The 23407-nt window shown below is 60.2% G+C and carries 16 protein-coding genes and 9 pseudogenes; 9 read left to right on the top strand and 16 right to left on the bottom strand.

Going from position 1 to position 23407, the window contains the following annotated elements; all coding sequences use genetic code 11:
• The 6 genes and pseudogenes from NKH60_RS19045 to istA form a co-directional block, all read right to left on the bottom strand.
• A partial coding sequence (locus NKH60_RS19045) for an amino acid adenylation domain-containing protein (protein WP_352872930.1) occupies positions 1–2689 on the bottom strand: 2689 nt, incomplete at its 3' end.
• 272 nt (positions 2690–2961) lie between these two features.
• Positions 2962–4230 (bottom strand): aminotransferase-like domain-containing protein, encoded by a 1269-nt coding sequence (locus NKH60_RS19040; protein ID WP_352786100.1) that lies wholly within the window; start codon positions 4228–4230, stop codon positions 2962–2964.
• A gap of 770 nt (positions 4231–5000) precedes the next feature.
• A complete protein-coding gene (locus tag NKH60_RS19035) occupies positions 5001–5546 on the bottom strand; it encodes a VOC family protein (protein ID WP_352508242.1) in 546 nt (181 codons plus the stop codon).
• A gap of 242 nt (positions 5547–5788) precedes the next feature.
• Positions 5789–6219 (bottom strand): annotated as a pseudogene (locus NKH60_RS19030) (Tn3 family transposase); the annotation flags it as partial.
• A 108-nt stretch (positions 6220–6327) separates the two neighbouring features.
• On the bottom strand, positions 6328–7104 hold the full coding sequence (gene istB / locus NKH60_RS19025) for an IS21-like element helper ATPase IstB (protein ID WP_352872927.1): 777 nt from the start codon (positions 7102–7104) through the stop codon (positions 6328–6330).
• A 16-nt stretch (positions 7105–7120) separates the two neighbouring features.
• Positions 7121–8668, bottom strand: a pseudogene (gene istA / locus NKH60_RS19020) (IS21 family transposase).
• 304 nt (positions 8669–8972) lie between these two features.
• Between istA and NKH60_RS19015 the strand changes: the two are divergent.
• Positions 8973–9578, top strand: a pseudogene (locus NKH60_RS19015) (transposase family protein); the annotation flags it as partial.
• Positions 9560–9780, top strand: a pseudogene (locus tag NKH60_RS35165) (hypothetical protein). The pseudogenes NKH60_RS19015 and NKH60_RS35165, both read left to right, overlap by 19 nt.
• Positions 9781–10073: 293 nt before the next feature.
• Here NKH60_RS35165 and NKH60_RS19010 read toward each other — a convergent pair.
• Entirely contained in the window at positions 10074–11105 is a 1032-nt protein-coding gene (locus NKH60_RS19010) for an IS110 family RNA-guided transposase (RefSeq protein ID WP_352508243.1), read from the bottom strand.
• Positions 11106–11237: 132 nt separating this feature from the next.
• On the opposite strand from NKH60_RS19010, the pseudogene NKH60_RS19005 reads away from it, so the two are divergent.
• Positions 11238–11781, top strand: a pseudogene (locus tag NKH60_RS19005) (sigma-54-dependent Fis family transcriptional regulator); the annotation flags it as partial.
• 58 nt (positions 11782–11839) lie between these two features.
• Here the strand turns inward: NKH60_RS19005 and NKH60_RS19000 are convergent.
• From NKH60_RS19000 to NKH60_RS18985, 4 genes and pseudogenes are all read right to left on the bottom strand, one after another.
• Positions 11840–12175: a PhzF family phenazine biosynthesis protein gene (locus NKH60_RS19000; protein ID WP_352872932.1), complete on the bottom strand. Its 336-nt coding sequence runs from the start codon at positions 12173–12175 to the stop codon at positions 11840–11842.
• Positions 12176–12548: 373 nt separating this feature from the next.
• Positions 12549–14186, bottom strand: coding sequence for an MFS transporter (locus NKH60_RS18995; RefSeq protein WP_352872925.1), 1638 nt, complete (start codon positions 14184–14186; stop codon positions 12549–12551).
• 43 nt (positions 14187–14229) lie between these two features.
• Positions 14230–14498 (bottom strand): annotated as a pseudogene (locus NKH60_RS18990) (hypothetical protein); the annotation flags it as partial.
• Between the two features lie 5 nt (positions 14499–14503).
• Positions 14504–14680, bottom strand: a pseudogene (locus NKH60_RS18985) (transposase); the annotation flags it as partial.
• Positions 14681–15080: 400 nt separating this feature from the next.
• On the opposite strand from NKH60_RS18985, the pseudogene NKH60_RS18980 reads away from it, so the two are divergent.
• Positions 15081–15212: pseudogene (locus NKH60_RS18980) on the top strand (co-chaperone GroES); the annotation flags it as partial.
• Here NKH60_RS18980 and NKH60_RS18975 read toward each other — a convergent pair.
• From NKH60_RS18975 to NKH60_RS18960, 4 genes and pseudogenes are all read right to left on the bottom strand, one after another.
• Positions 15192–15851: pseudogene (locus NKH60_RS18975) on the bottom strand (amino acid ABC transporter ATP-binding protein); the annotation flags it as partial. The pseudogenes NKH60_RS18980 and NKH60_RS18975 overlap by 21 nt on opposite strands.
• A gap of 4 nt (positions 15852–15855) precedes the next feature.
• Entirely contained in the window at positions 15856–16506 is a 651-nt protein-coding gene (locus tag NKH60_RS18970) for an amino acid ABC transporter permease (protein WP_352831376.1), read from the bottom strand.
• Position 16507: 1 nt separating this feature from the next.
• Positions 16508–17173: an amino acid ABC transporter permease gene (locus NKH60_RS18965; protein ID WP_023678477.1), complete on the bottom strand. Its 666-nt coding sequence runs from the start codon at positions 17171–17173 to the stop codon at positions 16508–16510.
• Between the two features lie 66 nt (positions 17174–17239).
• The gene (locus NKH60_RS18960) at positions 17240–18121 is read right to left on the bottom strand and encodes a transporter substrate-binding protein (RefSeq protein WP_031212143.1); all 882 of its coding nucleotides are present in this window, start codon (positions 18119–18121) and stop codon (positions 17240–17242) included.
• 128 nt (positions 18122–18249) lie between these two features.
• Here NKH60_RS18960 and NKH60_RS18955 point away from each other — a divergent pair, with 128 nt between their 5' ends.
• Complete coding sequence (locus NKH60_RS18955; protein ID WP_352831378.1) at positions 18250–19053, top strand: IclR family transcriptional regulator; 804 nt, start codon at positions 18250–18252, stop codon at positions 19051–19053.
• A 51-nt stretch (positions 19054–19104) separates the two neighbouring features.
• Here NKH60_RS18955 and NKH60_RS18950 read toward each other — a convergent pair whose 3' ends face one another.
• Positions 19105–19308 carry a YdcH family protein gene (locus tag NKH60_RS18950; protein WP_023678480.1) on the bottom strand — a complete coding sequence of 68 codons (204 nt, stop codon included), beginning with the start codon at positions 19306–19308 and terminating at the stop codon, positions 19105–19107.
• A gap of 240 nt (positions 19309–19548) precedes the next feature.
• On the opposite strand from NKH60_RS18950, the gene NKH60_RS18945 reads away from it, so the two are divergent.
• From NKH60_RS18945 to NKH60_RS18930, 4 genes are all read left to right on the top strand, one after another.
• Positions 19549–19728, top strand: coding sequence for a YdcH family protein (locus tag NKH60_RS18945; protein WP_023678481.1), 180 nt, complete (start codon positions 19549–19551; stop codon positions 19726–19728).
• A 200-nt stretch (positions 19729–19928) separates the two neighbouring features.
• A complete protein-coding gene (gene ispG / locus NKH60_RS18940) occupies positions 19929–21182 on the top strand; it encodes a flavodoxin-dependent (E)-4-hydroxy-3-methylbut-2-enyl-diphosphate synthase (RefSeq protein ID WP_352831380.1) in 1254 nt (417 codons plus the stop codon).
• Between the two features lie 4 nt (positions 21183–21186).
• Positions 21187–22041, top strand: coding sequence for a transglycosylase SLT domain-containing protein (locus NKH60_RS18935; RefSeq protein WP_352831381.1), 855 nt, complete (start codon positions 21187–21189; stop codon positions 22039–22041).
• 162 nt (positions 22042–22203) lie between these two features.
• Positions 22204–23400 carry a phosphoglycerate kinase gene (locus NKH60_RS18930; protein ID WP_352540261.1) on the top strand — a complete coding sequence of 399 codons (1197 nt, stop codon included), beginning with the start codon at positions 22204–22206 and terminating at the stop codon, positions 23398–23400.
• Positions 23401–23407: the final 7 nt, after the last annotated feature.

Below are 23407 nucleotides of genomic sequence, written 5' to 3'. Positions count from 1 at the left end.
CACCGGTCTTATACAGCCGATCGCCTTCCACAAAGGGACTGGCGATGAACCGCTCCGCCGTCAGATCAGGCCGGTTCAGGTAGCCCCGCGCAACGCCCGCCCCGCCGATATAGAGCTCCCCCACCGCCCCGAACGGGACGGGCGCACCATGACCGTCCAGCAGGTACACCCGCGTGTTCGCAATCGGACGCCCGATCGGGACAACTGACCCATCAAAGTCATCGGGACAACTCCAAACCGTCGCGCAGACTGTTGCTTCGGTCGGGCCATAGGCGTTGACGATAGAGGCCGAGGCCAGACTTCGGACGAGTTCAGCTTTCGGCAGTTCGCCAGCAAGAATGAGAACTTGCGATGCCAAACATCCCGGATCCCTGCTTGCCTGAAGCAAGGCTGGAGGTAATGTCGCATGGGTTATGGCTTCGCTTCGCAGGTAATCCGATAGCTTGTTACTCGCCTGGCGGAGCTCGTCCGCAGGCAAGTGTAATGCGGCGCCTGAGCCAAACGCCATGACAAGCTCCCAAGCACTTGCATCAAAGCCGAAGGAGGCGAACTGCACAACACGGCTATTCGAACAGGCGCCAAAAAGCCCGATCTGAGCCAACCCGAGATTGACCAGACTTCCATGCTCGACCATGACGCCCTTTGGGGTTCCGGTGGAGCCTGAGGTGTAGATGACATAGGCGAGATGGCGCGCGGTCAGGCCAATGGCGCGCGGCTCGGGATCGCAGGCGGGCAATTCGGCCCAGGCTGGTGTCGCCGTCTCCAGATCGACCACGCTCACATCGGCCAGCGCCTCGGCGCCGAGCGCAGCGCGGCCGGCCGCGTCGCAAAGCAGCAGCTTGGGTGCGGCATCATCGAGAACCTGCCGCAACCGCGCGCAGGGATAGGCCGGATCGAGCGGCAGATAGGCGCCGCCGGCCTTGAGGATCGCCAGCACACCAAGCACCATCGCCGGGCTGCGCTCCAGGCAGATCGCCACCGGCTGATCCGGCTTTACACCCAAGGCGATCAGATGGTGGGCCAGCCGGTTGGCCTGGGCATTGAGCTCGCCATAGCTCAGGCGCTCGTCCTCATAGACTACCGCCACCGCATCGGGGGCCTGGCGCACCTGCGCCTCGAACAGCTCGTGGATGCACATGTCCGACGGATAGGCCGCCGCCGTCCGGTTCAACTCCTCCAACAGGTAGGTGCGCTCGTCAGCCGGCAGGATGTCCAGATCGCGCACTGGCCGGCCTGCATCGGCCAGCACACTATGCAACAATGTTTGTAAGTGCTGCGTCATGCGGTCGATCTGCTCCGGTGCCAATCGACTTGCATCAAAATGCCATCGAAAGCTCCCATCCAGAGCGCAAAGCTCGAATGTCAGCAAATCACCGGATAGGGTTGTCTCAGAACTCGCGTTCGAAGCTAGATCGCCAGCGGCAGAACAGCTATCTGCTGTAATCGTGATGCCAATCGGCCAGGGCCGGTGCGACCGTAGCGCCTCCACACCTCGCACTGTCCGGCAGCGCGCGATAAGATCCCGGGCAAAGCTAGCGTGCGCCCTCAGCTGAGCGCATTCGCCCGCCACAGCTTTGCGCATTTCCTCAAAATCATGTGCAAGATCAATGGTAACTTCCATCGGCACGACAGAGGCGATAAGCACCTCCACCGCTTTCAAACCGGCTTGCGATCTATCCGATGCAGGCGTCCATCCCAGTTGAAGCTCTGTTTCTCCCGTGATGCGGGCGAGATAGATCAGCCAAGCCGTTACCAAGTATTCCGTGCGATCATTTGGCGACAGCTTAGCCAACGCACTTGCAATGAACCACGAACTCGACTGCCGTTTGGGCGGCGCCCCAGCTACGCACGACGACAGGAAAGGAAACTGCAATATTCTAAGCTGCTCAAGCCGCTGTCGCCAAAAATCCTCTGAAGGCGCCAGCAATTCATGGGCGGCAGTTATGCTCTGCGCCTGTTCATCGCTCAAAATTGGCAGGCGATCACCTTCATTCAGATTGGAATGCCTGGCGAGGTCTCGCGCGTCCAGCGCCTGACCATCGGAGCTGCCAAAGCAAACCTCAACATCCTGCGTACCCGTCGCCACCCGCCAGTGGCTGGAGTGGATTTCAAGCAGGCAACCTGCCGGAATGCCCGAGCGTCGAGGCAACACCTCCAGGCGTCTGACTGTGACAACCTCATCGCCTACGAGCGCCTTGGGCAGACACAATGGATTGGGATGATACGGGCCAAAGTCTAGGGCACGCGTCATCGCTGACAGGTCTTGCGCGGATCGATCCCATCGCAGACAGCCTGCCGCATCTGGGCGTCGACGTCTTGGAAAATAGCTTCTGTTCACCAGCGCTTGCGGATAGGCGGTAAGCTCTCCCTTCGCCAAACCAGTTAGAAGCTCGCGGAATCCCTCGACAGCGGCCTCATAACATTTGAGGTTCAGGGTCAGTGCCGTATCGGTGGGCGCAATCAGCACTTGGCGATGGACCACGACGTCACCCGTATCAACACCATCATCGATACGATGCCACGTGATGGCATACTCGCTCTCCTGGGCCAGCAGCGCCCAGGACGTCGCGTGAGTTCCTGCATACCGTGGCAGTGGACCGTCGTGGAAATTGAAAGCACCTTGTCGCGCTCGCCCAAACACGCCCGGTGGCAATATAAGCGGATTGGCAACGGAGAAAATCCAATCCACCGGCTCCGCGTTCAGAAGAGAGCAGAGCTCGTCAACACTCGCAATACACGGGATATTGGCGCGAGCCGCCCAATCCGCGAATATAGCGTCGCCACATAGCACTACGCGAATGTCGTGGCCCACCTCCATTGCCAGCTGCGCGCAGCTGATAGCAAGCGTACCATTGCCAACAAAGACGCTGGAGGAGATTGATCGCGCTGCAGGTTGTGGCCTATCCCGATCGCCTGGTTCGCAAGCGCTTGCGCGCTCCGGTGAAGAGTGAGGTGCCATCTTCATCCCTCGGCCAGTCCATCCACTAAGCTGGGCAGTTCCCTCCCCAACCGCCGCGCCACATAGCGGCCTAAACCTGTCACACTGGTTCGGATTTGCTCGGGAGTAACCGCGCTGAATGCTAATCGAATCCGGCAGTCTTGAGAGTTATCCAACGCAAAGAAGCTCATCGGCATAACAATGACATTGTAACACCTTGCACACTCGTCCGCGCTGTCCGCGCCAAATCTGAAAGGAAGATCAAGAGACAGGAAAAAGCCGCCAGAGGGTCGATTCCATCGTATCTGCTCGGGGAAAGGCGAAAACACACTGTCCAGCTGACGCACCATGACGTCGCGATTTGAACGATACCAATCCAGCGCGGGGCGAATCCAGCCACGCAAGCTTACTGCCTGCTCCATCAAGAGTCCCGCTACAATCGCTTGTGTAATATGGCTTGTATTGAGGGTAATGAAACTCTTGAGCTGGACCAGGTTTTCCCAAAGTGCCCGGCAAGCGCGCGCGTCTCCAAATATTGTATCGGGCAGTATCGCAGCTCCCACGCGGAGAGCTGGGCTCAAGGTCTTGGAGAATGTGGACAGGTAAATAACACTTCCTGCCTCATCCAAAGCGGCCATCGGAGGGATCTCATCACCTTCATACCGAAATAGCCGATATGGATTGTCCTCCAGAACGATAATCCGATTTCTTGCGCACACTTGAAGGATATCGCATCGTGAGGCCTTATCGAGGACGCGCCCGGTCGGATTGTCAAAATCGGGAATGAGGTATAGAGCGCGGGCCCTCCGACCATTCCGGCGCAATTGTAGGACGGCGAGTTCGACTGCCTCTGCAACGCAAGGCGCTGAGTTGGACAATGCTGCAACGGCGACCCTTGCGGCCTTACCTGCACCGGTCGCACCAATATACGTGGGATTGCAGACTAGGAGCACATCCGCAGCTTCAGGGCACAGCGCGGCGAGGCAGAGTGCGAGCGCTTCCTGGCATCCTGAGGTGATCAGTACGCGATCCGCCCTCGCGGGAACCCCCTCATCAGACCGGACCTGTTGCGCAACGAGCTCGCCGATAATGCCGGCGGTTCGTCCATACTGCAGCAAGTGCGACAATAATTGCCCGCCCCCGTGACCGCCAGCTGAATAGCGTTCATATACCACTAGCGCATTCAACAGCACCTGGGGGTCGAGCTTGTCGAAGAACCGCTCACTCGGTCTGCCAGACGCCAGCGAGACTGCCGAGGGAAACGCACTCGAGACTTCGTTCAAAAAATTCATAACTGAACATTGCGATCTGTGATCCAACATCGAACCCTGCGTAGGACTATCGGCGAGCTGAGGACCACACCAGTCTCAGAGCGACGACATCATTGAGGCCCAAGGGCTCACGCATTTTCACGGTTTATTCGCCAGAATGATCAAGCTGATCAAAAAGCACCCATCGTTTGATTGATGAATCCATGCTGCGCGCCTGAGTGCATGTCTTCGAAGCTGAGCCGCCTCTCAAAGCGAGAGGACTCGCACCCTATGAAGCTGGCAACCTGCGTCCACGCACACCTAGAGCTGACTGGATTTTTCTCCTCAACCGCGACCCAGATACACATGTCCACGCAAGTGCCGTGCCAAAGGAAAAATCGTGCCGAAACAATTACGTGGCGCTACTAAGATGACTAGTGTCCGACATTGTCGGACATTGGACGTAAGCATCTGAGGAAAGTTCGAGTTTGTCGCGCGCGGGCGGGTTGTCGGACAGGACGATGCCAGGATCAGGCCAGAAAGCTCTAAGGTGATACCGTGGCGATCCGGGCGGTGGAGGTACGCTGATCGAAGTCCTCGCCGATTGCTCAACCCGCGCCCACGGCGTAACAGGTCGGGGATCGCCGCTGAATGAAAGTTCAGTGGCAGCTCACCGTGCCTGGCGCAGATCAGGTGACGCTTTCCTTTCGTCCAGTTGGAATGCCACCTTCGATCAGTCTTGCGGGACCCTGGTAGGCCGGCGGGCGCGCCTGAAGTCGGATCGCGAAACCCGGGGGGCCACACCTCTTTGATCAGTATTTTCCCGACTGCTCAAGCTGCTCGAAAAGCTCTTGTACGTTGTCTTCAAGAAATGCTTCTTCTCCGTTCCGATGGATGAGTTCAAAACTTATCCCCGTATTAGCGCATCGAGAAGAGAATGCTTGTGTTAGGCCAGGTCCTTCAATAATAGTCGTGTCGAACGACAATCCCCGCGCTCTAAGCGTATTGACCGCCGCCGACACATCGTCGACAGATAATGCAACATGAGCTAGACCAACCCCGTAGTTTTGGACAAGTTGAGACACCTGCGACTCTGGCTCTGTGCCTTGGCAAAGCACAAAGCACATGTCGTTCCGAACCATGTCCGCACACACCATCCCAGTCTTCTTACCTTTTATATGCAATCGCCGCCTAAGCTTAAAACCAAGGACATCTTGAAACAGGTCGATAGCGTCGTCTAGTTTATGAACCGCCAAAGCTATGTGATCAATGCCATGAAATCGAGGATTATGATGGCCATTTGCTTCGATAGATTCTTTCAGAGAGCCATCCGACGGCGAACCCACGGGATAAGTCATTTTTTGAGTCCTTCTGTTTAGGTGGACGCAGCCAATTTAACGATCGAGCCATAAGCTGTTAACAGCCTGATTACACATGAGTAGCCTCGCAGACCGGAATGGTCCGTTTTTGTGTGGTCATGGACAATTTCTGCTCAGTGTGAGCGCGTTTGTCGATGACAAGCATGTAACATGCCAAGCGGAAAAATCATTTCGGAGCAACAGAATGGGGGCAGAACAAGAGCAGTGCGAAATCTCGTACGCTAACGGGGAACAGAGCGTGAACTATGCCATAGTGCGGAAACCGGCGCATACGATCCCTGTGGACTCATGGCTCGCCGGGTTGGGGTCGGTAGCCTAAGGGTTCGAAAGCCTTCGGGCATCTGATGCTCGGTGTCCCAGGTGTAGATGCCTGTCAGGTTGATATGTTCCCAACTCAGCGCGAGATATGCTTCAACAGCTATCTGGAATGTTTCGCCCCCCTCGTTTCAACTGTGTGGCCCGCGCGGTCGAGATAGACCGTGTTCCAGTGTACGATCGCGCTGACGACGAGGTTGAGTCCGGATGCGCGGAAGGCCTGGCTCTCGAACGAACGATCGCGAATTTCGCCTCGCTCATGGAAGAACACGGCGCGCTTGAGCTTGTGTGCTGCTTCGCCCTTGTTGAGGCCGGCTTGGCAGCGTGCCGGGCTTGAGTTGCGCATTTCGCAAAAGCCGGACAGGGGTTCCGCTAATTCCCGGACAGTGGTTTCGCTAATGTCGGGACAGTTTGGCGGCGTTGGTCCTCGGCTGCCTTGTTGCGTTCATGGATGATTGATTTCGCCGTTTTCGGTGCCGGTCAAGAGGGGCGCTGCTTTTTGCTTTCGCATGCTATCGCCCTGGAGCACGATGCGATGGGCGTTGTGAACGATCCTGTCGAGAATGGCGTCGGCGACGGTAGGGTCTGCGATCAGGTCATGCCATCTGGCCACTGGGACCTGGGCGGTGATCAGGGTGGATTTGCGGCGATAGCGTTCCTCGACGATTTCGAACAGATGGAAGCGCTGTTGATCGGTGAGGGAGTGGGTTCCGAAGTCATCGAGGATGAGCAGTTGTGCGCGGGTGAGTTTGTCGATGAGGCGTGGAAAGCGGCCATCGAGACGAGCGAGCGCCAGATCCTCGAACAGGCGCGGCACGCGCACATAGAGCACGGAATGATCGAGCCGTGCCGCTTGCCGGCCGAAGGCGCAGGCCAGCCACGACTTGCCGGTTCCGGTCTGGCCGGTGACGATCAGGTTCTCATGCGCCTTCAGCCATTCACCCTGCGCGAGCGCCATGGTGCTGCGCCGGTCGAGCCCGCGCGGCGCGGCAAAGTCGATGTCCTCGATGCAGGCTTCGGGAAAGCGCAGCCTGGCTGAGGCGAGCCGGTTCCGGACGCGCTTGTCGGCCCGTATGGCGACCTCGCGGTCGAGCATCAGGCCGAGCCACTCGTCACGGCTGAGCTCGTTGGCGTTGTTCCGTTCGGTCAGTTCGCGCCAGGCGGCAGCCATGCCGGCCAGACCGAGGGCCTGCATCTGGTCGAGGGTGGGGTTCGTCAGCATTCTTTCTTCCTTTCCTTCACTGGTAATAGGTGGAGCCGCGGATGTTGGCGTGCTGGGGTGTCGGCTTTGCCGGTTCAGCGGAGCTGGCTCGGTCGAGGCCGGCTTTGAGGATGGCGGTGACAGAGGAGTAGGCGATCGCGTTGATCAGCAGCGCCCGCTCGCAGGCGGCATCGAGACGCTCCGGCCCATAGCGCGACGCCAGCGACAGAATGCCCATGGCCGAGCGGTATCCCTGCTCCGGATGTGGCCGGTCGCGCATCATGCGCTCGACCAGAATGGCGACGTTGGGGCCGATCCTTGCCGCCCGGCTGATCAGGCTGGCCGGTGTGGTGTTGGCGTAGCGCTGGTGCGCCTTGGGCATGTGTTCGTTGACGGTGACATGGCCGGAACGCTGCGAGCGACGCACATGGCTGGCGACACGCTGGTGGTCGTGGAAGATCTCGACCACTCGGTGCGTGAGCCGCACCTCGACGGTGCGCCCGATCAGCCGGTGCGGCACCGAGTAGAAGGTCTTGTCGACCTCGACATGGTAGTCAGGATGGACCTTCGCTGACTTCCATTCGGCGTATTCGAACGGTGCCGCCGGCAGCGGCTTCAAGGCAGCCCGCTCGATCTCCTCGAACAGTTCGCGGCGGCTTTGGCCGACATGGCGCATCGGCCGGTTGTTCAACTCCTCGAGCAGTTCGGCGATCGCCGCGTTGAGCTCGGCGAGCGAGAAGAAGGACTGGTTCCTCAGCCGTGCCAGGATCCAGCGCTCGATGATCAGCACCGCGCCCTCGACCTTGCCTTTGTCGCGCGGCTTGCGGCTGCGGGTCGGCAGGATGGTGGTGTCGTAATGCTCGGCCATCGCGGCAAAGGTCGCGTTCAGCGTCGGCTCGAACCACAGCGCCTTGACGACACCGGCCTTCAGGTTGTCGCACACGATCGCTCTGGTGACGCCGCCGAAGAAGGCGAGCGCTCGCACCTGGCCCTCGATCCAGTCCGGCAGCTTTTGGCTGGAGCTGGCAAAGGCGAAGGTCAGATTGGAGGCGCCCAGCACCGCGACAAAAATCTGCGCCGGGTAAATGGCGCCGGTCGCCGGATCGATCACCGGCACCGTCTGCCCGGCATAGTCCGTCTGCATCACCGCGCCCGCCGCATGCCGATTGCGGAATGTCGCGCTCGTCCGGCGCTCGAAAGCGGCGAAGTGCTCGCAGAACCAGGTGTAGCCGTAGCCGTCGGGATGGGCGGCGCGATACTCCTGTCACAACAGCGTCAGCGTCACCCCCTTGCGCTTCAACTCCCGGGCGATCAGCGCAAAGTCCGGTTCGCTCAGATCTTGCGGCGGACGACCGGCACGGCCGAACAGTAGCCGCTCAAGCGTCGCGTCGTCATGGCCCGGCGGCAGCGGCCAGCATGACAGCCCGGCCTCCCGCGCCCGCAGCAAATAGGTCGATACTGTCGTCTTACTGATCTTGAGCCGTTCCGACACCTCACGCACCGAAAGACCCTGCTCATGGGTCAGGCGCAAGATCGCTTGGATATCCCTCACGCTCGTTCGTCTCGCTTGCTTCCGTCTCGGCATGGCCCCTCTCAACATCATCGTGAGAGGCCAAACTGCCAGAACGGCGCAGCCAAGAACCGACCGCTAAATCCGCTCCCGAAAACTGTCCGGGATTTAGCGGAATCGCTGTCCGCGAATTACTGAAATCACTGTCCGGGATTTAGCGAAAAGGGTGTCCGGGAATTACCGAAACACGCACTTGAGTACCATTCAATCATGAATATGGATCGCTCGATCCTGCACAGTTCCCGCAGCGCCCTTGCGAGTTGGCTCTCACTTTGTGTGGTTCATCGGCTGTTAGCGGCAAGATCGCTAATGGGCGGGCATGCGAACGAAATCAAAATGGTCGCCCGGCCCAGGGGTCAAAGTTCTGGGCGTCGAGCTCACTGATGATGACAGTTGGGTTGTTTCCGCTGCCGGACCAGCGATCGGCATTTGCCCCGATTGCGGACGGCGAAGCCGAAATCGGCATGGGTGGTCCAGCCGCAGCCTTCAGGACCTTCCGGTCCAGGGTAAGGCTGTGACGGTGAGGCTCCTGCTGAGCCGCTGGCGATGCGCACATGAGAAATGTGAATGACAAACGTTCACCGACCGACTGCCGACGGTTGCTTCCCCTTATGCGCGCCGGACGACAAGGGTCGTGGAGATTGTCGGCCTGCTCGGCCATAGCACGGGCGGCCGTCCTGGCGAGCGCCTCATGCAACGGCTCGGCATGCCGGTCAGCGACGGCACCATCCTGCGGCAACTGAAGCGTGATGCCGCGGTTGCTCACTGCGCCTCCGAGATCCGGGTGGTTGGCATCGATGACTGGAGCTGGCGACGCGCGACACGATACGGGACCATCATGGTCGATCTCGAGCGTCGCTCGGTTGTCGACATTCTGGACGACCCCAGCGTCGATAATGCAGCCAGGTGGCTGCGGAACCATCCCTTCTCGCAGAGCAATTCGGATTGGCCCCTTCGGACTTCGGACGCGAGTTCCGCACCGGAAGCGAACGGTTCCGGATCACGGCATCGATCCAAAGCGGCCACGCTACTCGATCTCCGCTGAGCGAATTCCCGACCGCAGAGGATTCAAATTTGCCCCCGAAAATGTCGCCATGCTCCTCCAACCCGAGGAGAGCAAGCCGTGAAGTTCTCCGATTGTTCCGCAAGTTGGCCAAAATCGCATATGTGGAACGGCCCGCTTGGCAAGATATTTCCTCATGTATTTCCCAAATATGGACGGTGCAGTCATATGTCCGGCCTGTTTTCTGGCAGCCACGGTCACGATGAGATCCGCGGAGCAAATCGCCTAATCAGCTTCTCGCGCTGTAACGCGCCTGCGATTTTGCGGTCTGATTTGCTTCGGGATGTCGTCCCGTTGGGTCATCACAATTGGCACCTTGCCTGCCTCTCCGACCGACTGGCCAGAAAGCTCTAAAACCTAAGCTTGGGCGATCATCTTCGCTCCTCTATAGTTATCGCCGTGAACGAGAAGAGCCCAGATGATGCGCGCGATCTTGTTTGCGAGAGCGACCGCGACAACCTTGAACGGGCGGCGCAATATCATCGCCGCTATCCATGGTGATGCCTGGAGGCCACGACGGGCGAGCTTGAGGACCGACGTTGCTCCAGCGACAAGCAGCGTGCGCAATTGCTGGTTTCCGCGCTTTGAGATCGAACCGATCCGTTCTTTTCCTCCGCTGGAATGTGCGCGTGGTGTCAACCCAATCCAGGCAGCAAAGTCCCGACCGGTTTTAAAGCCGGCAGGATCAGGGACTACTGCCCGGACGGTCGCCGCAATGATCGGACCCACGCCGGGGATCGCCGTCAAGCGTCGGGCGTTGTCATCTTTTCTTATAGCCTCAAGGATTTTTCGATCGAGCCTTTCAATGCGTGCCGTCACGGTCTCGATTTGCTCAACGAGCTCTTCCAAAGCCATTCGCGCTGCACCCGGCAATCTCAGGTCACTGTCGTCGCGTACTATGGCGGCAAGGCGGACGATTCCGACCAGACCGGTCGCCCTGACAATGCCCAGTTCGGCAAGATGAGCTCTCAGGGCATTGATTGTTTGAGTGCGCTGGCGGATAAGCAAATCTCGCGCTTTGAGCACCATTCCGGCAGCCTGCTCGTCCTGTGTTTTTACCGGAACATAGCGCATGGTCGGCCGCGTGACTGCCTCGCAGATAGCTTCAGCGTCTGCAGCATCGGTTTTGTTGCGTTTGAGGTAGGCCTTCACGTATGCGGGTGGCATCATCCGAACCGTATGACCCAGGGCCTGAATTTCCCGAGCCCAATAATGCGCGCTGCCACAAGCTTCCATACCCACGAGGCAAGGCTGCAACTTGCGAAAGAAGTCCAGAACCTGCGACCGACGCAGTGTACGGCGTACAATCACGGGTCCTTCTTCGGCTATGCCATGAACTTGAAAAACGGATTTGGCCAGATCAAGCCCGACTGTGGTAATCTTCTCCATGGAGCGGTCCTTCCTTTTTGTGGCGTTTCAACACGACCACGTTAGGCATTCGATGCCGTTTGAGAAGGGCCGTTCCACCTCATCAGCTTCGGGCCGAGTAGGCCTTGTCTGGGAGGAGGACGCGTGGCTGGCCCAGCCCGGCCCGCGGAAGCCTATATCGTTCCCGAAACACAGCTTCGCGAACATCGCGAGCAGTCCGAAAGACTGATCGCGATCGCCCGTAGCGGCCTGGAAACGCTTTTCAAGCAGGTGGCGGGCCAGAACTATGTATTGTATTGCTCCTGGCAAACGCAAAGGGCGTAACCGTCGACTTCCTCGGCGATCCGCTCTTCATGGACAATTGCGCTCGGCGGGGCTCTATCTCGGCTCCGAGTGGTCGGAAAGCCGCACCGGAACATGCGGCGTCGGCTCCTGCATCAGCACCGGCGAGGCGATGACCATCCATCAGACTGGCCATTTCGATACGACCCATACGCCGCTCTCCTGCACTGCCGCGCCGATCTTCGACACCAATGGCGGATTGGCTGCCGTGCTGGACATTTCCCTGCTTCGCTCCCCGCAACCGAAGGTCAGCCAGAACCTGGCGCTGCATCTGGTGACGGCCTCCGCGCGAAGCATCGAGCTTGCCAATCTGATGGCGCAGACGCACTCCGATTGGGTGCTGCGCTTTTCCCGTCCCGTGCGCCGCAACACCCGGATCGAGGCGTTGGCGGCGATGCATTTGGCCGCGTATGTCAAGACACAACGATGCACCCCTGCTCTCGGCGACCAGGTCCTCGGCTGTCTTCAGCTGGCGAACACCGTCCCATACGATGCCTACATGAACCAGCCGGCTTTCTCCTCGGACACAAACTCTTCCCCTTGGCGCCGTTGCCCGCACCGGCCAGCACGAAAGCCCCGCTGATAGTCGGATGACCCGCAAACGGCACCTCCAGCGTCGGCGTGAAGATACGCACCTGAGCCGTGTGGTGCGCATCGGCCGGCTGCAAGACAAAGCTCGTCTCGGAGGAGTTGAACTCCGGTGCAACCGCCTGCATCTGATCAGTTGTCAAGTTGTCCGAACCGAGCACCACTGCTAGCGGATTGCCGCCGAACCGCGTTCGCGTGAAAACATCAACGATTTGATAGGTCAGCAACAAGGGCCTCTCCCACAGCCTTTGTGTGGTACGAGCGGCATTGGCTTAAGCCAGTCAAATCAGACATTTCGCCGACAAAGCAGGCCCAGCCGTCGAACGCGCACCATTTCAACACGAACTCAAATACTGGGAAGCTCGCGGTTATGGCCCTGCCTCGCTTCAGCGAGGTCGGCCCAACAGGGCAGGTTCGAGATGAGCCCGCCAGCAACGCTCGAGATCAAACGTTAGTGCGTGTCACGCTCACTGGCGCGCGTTCAGGCACCAGGGGTGATCGCGTCTGTTCATCGGCTAACAGCTCATCACGACGTCACCTCGGAGGACGAGAAAAGACTGTTGAGCGGGTACGAGCTGCCTCGGTCGTTCGTTCGATCGAAAGCACTGTGTGCGGAGGAAGTTCGCCATCATGCAGCGCGAGAAGATGTTCGTCTGCTTCCTTATCCGCGGCCGTGAGCCGATGGTTCAGACGCAGAAAGTCCATCCAGGTGGGCGTGCGGAATGTCTCTGTCCAAACCGAAGGCGTTTGAATGTTTCGTTGGAGCGTCCAGTTTCGTGCGCCGGCACGGCTAAGAGCGTGCCGCTTTGTGCGCATGCAGCCGAGAAAGGCGTCGATATTCTTCTCGGATATGAAATAGTCGACCTTGGCAACGATCGGGCCACTCCTTGGCTTCAGATCGAGTGCCAGCTCGGGTGCGGGAAAATCCGAACTTTCCTGATCCGTTTCTTCCCATGGACGTATCGGCAACAGTATCCCCGCTGCTGCAACCAGCAACAGAGCCCCCGCGGCACCCTCCAAAGCCCAGGTCAAGGAGTAGTTCTGCGCGACGGACCCCCAGATCCAGCTGCCGGCGGCCATACCGCCAGCGCTCAAGGCGTAGTAGATCGAGAGCGTGCGGCCGACTACCCACCTTGGGCTTGCCAACTGCACCGACACGTCAATGCCCGTCCAGGTGATCAGCCAACCCGCGCCCCCGAGCGCCATAAAAATTGCTGCCACAGCGACCGACGAGGTCAGTGCCAGTAGGCAACATGCTGCGCAAGCGACAGAGGCGAACGCCACCAGCCTGTTTTGAGACGTGATCCGCCTCAGGAAGCCGTTGCTCATGCCCGCGATGAAAGCGCCTATGCCGAAGCCGGCCAACAGAATACCGTAGACGATCGGCCCGCTTGCCAGCTTGTCCCGGACGACGAGAGGCAGCAGCGCGAGGATGGACATGCTTGCCAAGCCGAAAAGGGCTGCACGGGCGATCGCCGACCTGATCTCCAGGGAGATCACCGTGAAGCGCACTCCGTCATGAATCGCCATCGTCATTCTCTCACGAGGGAGAGGCGAAGAGCGAACTTGCCATTTGGTGCGCCATATTGCGCTTAGAGGCGCCACATCACTCAGCGCGGCCAAAGCGAAAGCGGCCAGCGGTCCAAAGAAGGCCAGGATCACGCCCCCCAAAGCCGGACCAACGCTGCGCACAATGTTGTATCCGACAGACATAAGTGTCACAGCAGCCGGAATGTCGCGCTTGTGGAGGATATCGCCCACGGACGCATGCCAGGCCGGATCAGTTAACGCGAAGCCGCAGCCAGCCAGGAAACCCAATCCGAGTATCAGCCAAGGATGGACAAATCCCAGACCCACTGAAACCATCAGCGTCGTTGATGCCAATGCTATCAAGCAGTGCCCCGCAAACATCACCCATCGGCGGCTGAAGTTGTCGGCGATGGCTCCCGCGAGGATTGAGAGGAAGAATACCGGTAATGTGGATGCGGCCTGCACGAGCGCGACCAACAGATCCGAAGCCGAAATGGTGACCATGAGCCAACTGATGGCGACTGTTTGCACGAGCCATCCCAGGCTGGATATCTGTGTAGATATCCAGATCGAACGAAATACCTGGTTCCGAAGCGGGGCGAGCGTCGTTGGAACGGACGGATGAGGATTTTCGTGCTGCACGTTTTTTTACCTTCGAGGAGCCGATTGTTTAACACGGCTGCCACTATTGCCTTTTAGTCTTTACGATGTTGAGCAATGCGTCAGTACTTTCAGGCATGACCGAGCACTCGCTTCCGCATGCTCTAAGTTCACCCTTGGGCCCGACATATCGGTTTAAGATGACGCGCTCAATCCCGAGTTCTTAGCAGAGATCGGGGTCGGAAGTGTCGCATTGAGCCACATAGCAGACTGCGCGGGGCGAATATCCGTCTTGGCGAGCGCGAATTTCCTGCCTCCTTTGCGGCCGCGCGCCCCGGCTGCGGCGTGTCCGGCCAACCTCGCCAGTTGAAGTAGGTCGTCTGGCTGATTCCCGCCCGCCGACAGATCTCCGCGACAGGAATCCCGTCCGCTCCCTACTTCAAAATAAACGCCTTCTGCGCGTCCGAAGACTTCGATGCCTTCTCCGCTCCTCCCCGCCAAGGGACGCTACCGCGGAAAGCTCCACTTTCGAACAGTCCAGTTTTCAGGGGTCAGAGCAGCATGATCTGCTTCCTGATGCGCGCCGACCCGGAGGATATCCGCGCGGCGCTCTTCGCCGAAAAGTCACTGGGCGAACTGCCATTCAGGCCCTTCTCCTCCGGCCACACCAGGCAGGCGCCGCTGCCGGAGATGGTCTTGAGCCGGAGGGGACGAGCGAGTGGCAGCAAAGATGCAGAAAGAGCTTACTCCTCACGTGAAGGAGCCCGGTGCTTCCGCGCCGTTCTAAAATCTTGCTCTTCGCCCGTCCCTCTTCCGTCTTGACTAGCAGGAGCCTACGGCCTATCTCACTGCCGCGTTAGCACTCGCTTCTGGTGAGTGCTAACCACGCTCCGGCAACGGAGAACCGTTCAACATCCGCACCAGGGAAATCCAAAAATGGCAAAGTCGAATTTCCGGCCGCTGCATGACCGCGTGGTCGTTCGCCGCGTCGAGTCCGAAGCGAAGACCGCCGGCGGGATCATCATCCCCGATACGGCGAAGGAAAAGCCGCAGGAAGGCGAGATCATCATGTGTGACCATCAGCATCGTCATGCCGTCTTCGGCGAGGCTGCGCACGACCTCGAGCACCTCGCCAACCAGTTCGGGGTCGAGCGCCGAGGTTATCTCGTCGAGAAGCAATATCTTCGGCTCCATCGCCACGGCGCGGGCGATGCCGACGCGCTGCTGCTGGCCGCCGGAAAGCTCGGCCGGCAGACTGTCGGCTTTGTGGGCGAGGCCTACGCGGCTGAGCCAGTGCTCGGCAATGGTGCGGGCCTCGGCATTGCTCTTGCCGCGCACCTTGCGCAGGCCAAGCATGATGTTGCCGGCCGCAGTCAAATGCGGAAACAGATTGAAGCTCTGGAACACCATTCCGGTCTCGGCTCGCATCGCCGCCAGGTCGCGCTCGCTGCGTCGCTGGCGTGTTCCCGTCTCGCGATAGCCGACTTCTTTGCCGTCGATACGGATCGAGCCGCTGTCGTAGCTCTCCAGGAAGTTGACGCAGCGCAGTAGCGTGGTCTTGCCGCTGCCGGAGGGGCCGATGATAGTCACGACCTCGCCGCGTGTCACTTGCAGGCTGACGGAGCGCAGGACCTCGACGGATCCAAAGGCTTTGGAAACCTCGGTGACATCGAGAAGTGCCGGATTCTGCTGCGAGGCATTGGACATCGTGCTATTCCCGGATGAAGGAGAAACGCCGCTCCAGGCGCCGGCTGGCCAAGGAGAGGGCGTAGTTGACGGCGAAGTAGACGAGCGCACCGAGAATGTAGAGCGGCATCGCCTCATAGGTGCGGCCGATGACCTGGTTGATAGCCTGCATGAGGTCGGTGATGCCGAGCAGCGAGACCAGCGCGCTACCCTTTACCGCGTCGGTGACGCCATTGATCCAGGGTGGCAGGAAACGCCTGAACGCCTGCGGAAAAATGACGTAGGCCAGCCGCTGGCGAAAGGTCAGTCCGATCGCCAGCGCCGCCTCGGACTGACCCTTGGGAATCGAGCCGACAGCGCCCCTGAGATACTCGACCACTTGTGCGGTCTTGAAGAGGGTGAGGGCGAACACGGCCGCCCAAAAGGATTCCAGATGCAGCCCCACCGCGGGCAGGCCGTAATAGACGAAGAAGATCAGCACCAGGATCGGAATGCCGCGGATGGTGTCGCTGAAGATGCGCACTGCCCAGCGCAGCGGAGAAGGACCATAGACAAGGCCGACACCCATCAGCACGCCGGCGATGAGCGATAACACCACGACCAGCAGCGACACCCACAAGGTTACGGCAAAGCCTTCGGCGAGGAACGGCAAGGCGTAGATGATCTGGCTCAGCATGTCAGCGCGCCGCCTTGAACCGGCGCTCGACGAGCCGCAGCGCGAAAAGCAGCGTGTAGCCGGTCAACAGGTACATTGCCGTCACCACCAGATAGACTTCGACAATGCGGAACGTGTTGAAGTTGATCCACTGGGCGCCATAGGTGAGTTCGGGTACCGAGATGACCGACGCCACGGACGTATCCTTGAAGAGCGATATGAATGTGTTGGAAAGCGCCGGCAGGGTTATGCGCAGCATCGTCGGCAGGCGCACATCGAGCAGCCTTTGCCATGGTGTCAGGCCGATTGCCTTGCCGGCGTCGAGCTGACCGCGCGGCACCGCCTCGAGCCCCGAGCGAAACACCTCGACCAGGTAGGCGCCGCTGTAGAGCGACAGCGTGGCAATGAATGAGGTTTGCGCGCTGTAGGCAATGTCGACCACCGTCGGCAAGCCGTAGAAGACCAGATAGACGAGCAGGATCAGCGGCACGTTGCGGATGAACTCGACATACCCCGCGATGATGGTCCGCACCGCACGTCCGGCCGACACGTACCAGACCGCCAGAACGAGCCCGATGACGATGCCGATCGCGATCGAGATGACGGCCAGTTCGAGGCTTAGCAGCAGTCCGCCCCAGAGCTTGTCGAAATGCCGCCAGATAAGGTTGAAGTTGAGAGTATAACCCATGCGTCCTCGTCATGGAGGGCTGTGATGAGAGAAGGCGGAAGGACGTTGTCCTTCCGCCCGCTTGCATCAAATGACTGGGAAACCGGGATGGCGCGCCGGCGGCTCCTGTCCGAAATAATCCTTGAACGCAGCGTCGTAGAGTGCCGTTTCATGACCGAACATGGCGATGGTGAAGGTCTGGTTGACGAAGGTCAGCCAGTCGAGGTCGCCCTGCCGAAGCGCGGCACCATAAAGCATTGAGAACCAGCTCTTGCCGGCATCGAAGTATTTGTCCGGATTGCGCGAGGCGAGCCAGCGCACCGTTGACAGATCGACCGCGGCGGCGTCGACGCGCTTCGATTCCAGGGCCTGCAGCACGTTGGCCTGCGTGTCTATCTGCATCACCTGCGACTCCGGCAGGACGATATGCACGTTAGCCTCGGCATCGACATTTTGCAGGATGGAAATCCGCGTCGCCGAACCGCCGGCAAGCAGCTTGTCGAAGGTCTTGTTTTCGGCGTTCGGAAGGGTCAGCAAGGCGATGCCTTCGACGTAGTAGGGTCGGGAGAAGTGGATCAGCTGCGAGCGCTGGGCGGTCATGGTCATGAACTGGATGGTGATGTCGACCTTGTTGGTGGTCACGTTCGGAATGCGCTGAGCCGGATCCTGCATGACGAATTCCACTTTGGTCGGATCGTCGAAAAGCCCCTTGGCGAGAATGCGACCCATGGTGATGTCCATGCCCACCAGTTCGCCGGCGTCGTTCTCGAAATGCCAGGGCGCATTGGTGCTGCCGGTGCCGACGATCACCTTGCCGCGCTCGAGGACGGTGCGCAGCAGGCTGTCCGGCGCTGCCTGGGCCGCCGCTTTCTGAACGTCGACCGCGGTAGCGGCGCTCATCACTCCGGCCGTTGCAAGCCCGGCCATTCCCAGTTTCAGAAATTCACGCCTTTTGGATGTGTCGTTCACGGCGACCTCCTTTCGTGTTGTGTTCCCCTTTGGAGCAGCAGTACAGGCATCGGTTGCAACTGACGTCATTGTCCCTTACAAGAGACGCCTGTACTCTGTACAAGACAGATTAACATCAGGGATCGATAATGCAAGAAGGTAATGCCTTGGCCGCTCGACCGGACGCCGGTCTGGACGAAGACAAGAACTCGGCTTCTCGGGAGAAGGGCCTCAACCGGGTCCTCCAGATTTTGGAGTTTCTTCACGCGACCCAGCGCGCGATCGGCATCGGCGATCTTGCCAAGGGGGTAAACGCGCCGCGTTCGACGACTTATACGCTTGTGCGCTCGCTGGTCGACGCAGGTCTGCTGGAAATGGCCGGAGACGGCAATCGGGTTTATTTCGGAAAGAAGCTCTATCTCTACGGAATGGACTATGTGCGGGGCAACGACCTGCTCAGGCGAGGGCGCCAAGAAGTCGACCATCTGTCACGCGAGACCGGCGAGACCTCGGAGTTGTGCATGCTGCAAAGCGGCCGCTACACCATCGTCCATTCAAGCCCGGGGACGAGGCCATTCCGGATCAGCTCGGCGACCGGTCTGCAAATACCGCTCCCCTGGACAGCTTCCGGGCGACTGCTCCTCGCCGGCTTCGACAGGGCAGCGATCGAGGATATGGTCTCCGAGGACGATCTCGTGCTGCCCGACGGCCGCAGATTGCAACTCGACGATTTCATAGACGACATCGCCGTCGCCAAGTCGGCCGGCTACTGCGTCACCTCCGGCCTTGTCGATGCCTACACCAAATGCCTGGCCGCGCCGGTCTTCTCAGCGCCGGGCAGGGTCGAGGCGACGATGTGCCTGGTGGTTCCGATCGATACCTCGACCGAAAAGACCGACGACCTGATAGCGTTGTTGCGCGAGCGCGCCGCACGGCTTTCGATCGCGGCATAACCGCTTTTCCAGCAAGCCGGCGCCGGCGTTCGTTCAAGCAATGGCGTTCGTTCAAGCAATAATATCTGGAATGATCTTGTCTTCCAGCGCCATCAGCCTGTCCTTCAGGAAAAGCTTCTTTTTCTTCATGCGCTGGATTTGCAGCGGGTCGCAATTCATGGCGATCATCGCATTGATGGCCGCGTCGAAATCGGCGTGTTCCTGCTTCAGCCGGGAATATTCGAGGCGGATATCTGCCTGTTCCTGATCGGACATTTTTTACCGTCTGCACGTCTGCGGCGCCCAAACTATGGGCCTGATTGGGCGGGACCGGGCCTTCTTGCACCGGCGCGCAGCCCATATCACATTTCATATTGGCGTGGAATGCTACCACGCAGCATTCGACATCGGTGCGCGATGGTGGCACACTGTCATTATGCCGTCATAGAAGCGAGCCTGCGGTGGACGTGCCATGACGGCTGCAATCCGAGGAAACCATGAAAGGGAGAACCAATCATGTCTCTTGCATCCCATCTTGATGAGCTGCAGCGGAAACACGGCGACATCGAACGCGAAATCGATGATGCGATGACCCATCCATCGGTAGACGACCTCGAAATCGTGAATCTCAAGCGGCGCAAGCTGGCGCTCAAGGACGAGATTGAAAAACTGAAGGCGAAACCGACGACGCACTGAAGCCCTTCCAGGACTAGAAGCGCCGCCCGGCGCGCGATCTTTCCGGTGGCATCGCTATGCTACCGGAAACGTTCGTGGATTTGCGGCAAGCTGCCGTCTTGTCATTTCCGATTTGCTGGGCCTGCGCGCCAGTCGCCATTGACAAGCCATCTTTGCTCCTCCACCTCATGCCCGGACCTTCAAGATTAAAGGCAGCCGGCATGACCGGATATTTTTCCTCACCCTTCCCACGCCGCAGGTCGGTCGGTGTCGATGTCGGCGGCGTGATGGTCGGCGGCGGTGCGCCGGTCGTCGTCCAGTCAATGACCAACACCGATACGGCCGATGTCGACCAGACGGTCGCGCAAGTGGCGGCGCTGCATCGTGCCGGCTCCGAGATCGTGCGCATAACCGTCGATCGCGACGAAAGCGCTGCGGCCCTACCGGCTATCCGCGAGCGGCTGGAACGGCTCGGCATCGACGTGCCGCTGGTCGGCGATTTCCACTATATCGGCCACAAGCTCCTGGCCGACCACCCGGCCTGTGCCGAGGCACTGGCCAAATACCGTATCAATCCCGGCAATGTCGGCTTCAAGGACAAGAAAGACCGGCAGTTCGCGGCGATCGTCGAGATGGCGATCAAATACGACAAACCGGTGCGCATCGGCGTCAATTGGGGTTCGCTTGACCAGGAGCTGCTGACCCGGCTGATGGACGACAACCAGGCCCAGGGCTTTCCGCTGACGGCGCAGGAAGTGACGCGCGAGGCAATCGTGCAATCGGCGATCCTGTCGGCCGGAATGGCCGAAGAGATCGGCCTTGCGCGCGAGAAAATCATCCTGTCGGCCAAGGTCAGCGGCGTGCAGGATCTGATCGCCGTCTACACCGAGCTTGCCACCCGATCCGACCATGCGCTGCACCTCGGCCTGACAGAGGCCGGCATGGGCTCGAAAGGCATCGTCGCCTCGTCCGCTGCCATGGGCATCCTGCTCCAGCAAGGCATTGGCGACACCATCCGCATTTCGCTGACGCCGGAGCCGAACGGCGACCGCACGCGCGAGGTGCAGGTGTCGCAGGAACTGTTGCAGACCATGGGCTTCCGGCAGTTCGTGCCGATCGTCGCCGCCTGCCCGGGCTGCGGCCGCACAACCTCGACCGTGTTCCAGGAGCTTGCCCAGAACATCCAGGCCGACCTGCGCAAGAACATGCCTGTGTGGCGCGAACAATATCCCGGCGTCGAGAACCTCAAGGTCGCGGTGATGGGTTGCATCGTCAACGGTCCGGGCGAATCCAAACATGCCGATATCGGCATTTCGCTGCCCGGCACCGGTGAGACACCGACCGCCCCGGTGTTCGTCGACGGCAAGAAGGCGGCGACCCTGCGCGGCCCGTCGATCGCCGCGGATTTCGAAAAAATGGTTTCCGACTACATCGAACGGCGGTTTGGGCAACACGGCAAAGCCGCGGCGGAGTAGTTCGATGCGGCGTTTGCTTGGGGCGACGCTGGTTGTCATTTGCGGGCTGGGCTGGGCGACAGCCGTCCAGGCCGATCCGCCGCGGCCCGCCAAGCAGAAGCTGATTGATCGAGTTTGCGATCTTATCGAGACGCATGCCGACCAGAATGGCCTGCCCCGGGATTTCTTTGCCCGGCTGATCTGGAAGGAAAGCCGTTTCGATCCCAATGCGGTCAGCCCCGTCGGCGCCGAGGGTATCGCCCAATTCATGCCGGGCACCGCCAGGATGCGCGGGCTCGCCAATTCCTTCGACATCGAACAGGCGATCCCGGCCTCGGCAAAATACCTCGCCGAAATGAAATCCGGTTTCGGCAATCTCGGCCTCGCCGCCGCCGCCTACAATGCCGGCGAGAGCCGGGTGACGCGCTGGCTGAATTCCGGCGGCTTCTTGCCGATGGAGACCGAAAGCTACGTTCTGGACGTCATGGGCGAGCCGGCCGACAACTTCACCAATACCGCCTACGCCGGCGTCATCCGGCCGCTCGACAAGAAGGCGAGTTTCGCTGCCGCTTGCCGCGAGCTGCCGGTGATCATGTCCAGAACCGTGCCGATGTCGTCGATCAACATCAAGCCGTGGGGCGTGCAGGTGGCCGGCAATTTTCGCCGCGCCGCGGCGCTCAACCAGTGGCTGAGAGTGAAAAGCCGGTTCCCGGCACTGCTTGCCGGCCACGATCCGGTGGTCAGCCGGGTCCGCACACCGATCGGCAGGCGCGGCATCTATGCCGTGCGGATCGGCGCCGATAGCAGAGCCAAGGCCGACACGATCTGCGACAAGCTGCAAAGCGTCGGCGGCGCCTGCATCGTGGTGCGCAACCGGTAAAGCCATATGTCGGTGCGTTTTGCGCCATTGCTGCCCATCTCGCTCCCCGTGGGCACTTCGTCCTCGATACGTGAATCATATTTTCGGTGAACCGTTAGGCAGGTCTTGCATCGTCGTCGATGCGGGGTAAGGTCCCCGCGATTTTTCGCGAAAGGGATCAGCATGGCCGGCTTCAAGACACTGGACGACATCGGCAATATCAGCGGCAAGCGTGTGCTGGTGCGTGTCGACCTCAACGTTCCCGTCGCCGAGGGCAAGGTCACCGACGCCACCCGCATCGAGCGCATTGCGCCGACCATTGCCGAGCTCTCCGGCAAGGGCGCCAAGGTCATCCTGCTTGCCCATTTCGGCCGGCCGAAGGATGGACCGGCGGCGGAATTCTCGCTCGAGCCGATCGCCAAGGCGACGGCGGAAGTGCTCGGCCGCCCGGTTGGCTTTGCCGCCGACTGCATCGGCGACAAGGCGGGAAATGCCATTGCTGCCATGAATAATGGCGACGTGCTGCTGCTCGAGAACACCCGCTTCCATAAGGGCGAGGAGCAGAACGATCCGGCCTTCACCGAAAAGCTCGCCGCCAACGGCGACATTTTCGTCAACGACGCCTTCTCTGCTGCGCACCGCGCCCACTCGTCGACGGAAGGGTTGGCGCATGTGCAGCCTTCCTTCGCCGGCCGCACCATGCAGGCCGAGCTCGACGCGTTGGAAAAGGGTCTTGGCAATCCCGTCCGTCCGGTTGTCGCCATCGTCGGCGGGGCCAAGGTCTCGACCAAGATCGACCTGTTGATGAACCTGGTGAAGAAGGTCGACGCGCTGGTCATCGGCGGCGGCATGGCCAACACGTTTCTCGCGGCACGCGGCACCGACGTCGGGAAATCCTTGTGCGAGCGTGATCTCGCGACCACCGCCAAGCAGATCATGATCGAGGCGGCCGAGGCCGGCTGCGCCATCATCCTGCCCGCCGACGGCGTTGTCGCCAGGGAGTTCAAGGCCGGCGCCGCCAGCGAGACCGTCGCCATAGCAGACGTGCCGGCCGACGGCATGATCCTCGACGTCGGCGCAAAGACCGTGAAAACCATTGCCGAATGGATCGACCGCGCCGCGACGCTGGTCTGGAACGGGCCGCTCGGCGCCTTCGAGATCGAGCCATTCGACCACGCAACGGTGGCGACGGCCAGGCACGCGGCAGCGCGCACCAGGGCCGGCAGACTGATCTCGGTCGCCGGCGGCGGCGATACGGTGGCGGCGCTCAACCATGCCGGCGTAGCCGACGACTTCACCTATGTCTCGACGGCTGGCGGCGCTTTCCTGGAGTGGATGGAAGGCAAGCCCTTGCCCGGCGTCGACATCTTGAAGCGCTGAGCGCGGC

This window comes from Mesorhizobium sp. M1006 (assembly GCF_040318825.1).
GTDB lineage: Bacteria > Pseudomonadota > Alphaproteobacteria > Rhizobiales > Rhizobiaceae > Mesorhizobium.
The sequence above is the reverse complement of the archived record's forward strand: the minus strand, read 5'-3'. Positions and strand labels throughout refer to the sequence as shown.

Coding starts and splice junctions, on each gene's coding strand:
- NKH60_RS19040 (WP_352786100.1), bottom strand. CDS start 4,230: ATGAATTTTTTGAACGAAGTCTCGAGTGCGTTTCCCTCGGCAGTCTCG.
- NKH60_RS19035 (WP_352508242.1), bottom strand. CDS start 5,546: ATGACTTATCCCGTGGGTTCGCCGTCGGATGGCTCTCTGAAAGAATCT.
- istB (WP_352872927.1), bottom strand. CDS start 7,104: ATGCTGACGAACCCCACCCTCGACCAGATGCAGGCCCTCGGTCTGGCC.
- NKH60_RS19010 (WP_352508243.1), bottom strand. CDS start 11,105: ATGGAGAAGATTACCACAGTCGGGCTTGATCTGGCCAAATCCGTTTTT.
- NKH60_RS18970 (WP_352831376.1), bottom strand. CDS start 16,506: ATGCTGAGCCAGATCATCTACGCCTTGCCGTTCCTCGCCGAAGGCTTT.
- NKH60_RS18965 (WP_023678477.1), bottom strand. CDS start 17,173: ATGGGTTATACTCTCAACTTCAACCTTATCTGGCGGCATTTCGACAAG.
- NKH60_RS18955 (WP_352831378.1), top strand. CDS start 18,250: ATGCAAGAAGGTAATGCCTTGGCCGCTCGACCGGACGCCGGTCTGGAC.
- NKH60_RS18950 (WP_023678480.1), bottom strand. CDS start 19,308: ATGTCCGATCAGGAACAGGCAGATATCCGCCTCGAATATTCCCGGCTG.
- NKH60_RS18945 (WP_023678481.1), top strand. CDS start 19,549: ATGTCTCTTGCATCCCATCTTGATGAGCTGCAGCGGAAACACGGCGAC.
- ispG (WP_352831380.1), top strand. CDS start 19,929: ATGACCGGATATTTTTCCTCACCCTTCCCACGCCGCAGGTCGGTCGGT.
- NKH60_RS18935 (WP_352831381.1), top strand. CDS start 21,187: ATGCGGCGTTTGCTTGGGGCGACGCTGGTTGTCATTTGCGGGCTGGGC.
- NKH60_RS18930 (WP_352540261.1), top strand. CDS start 22,204: ATGGCCGGCTTCAAGACACTGGACGACATCGGCAATATCAGCGGCAAG.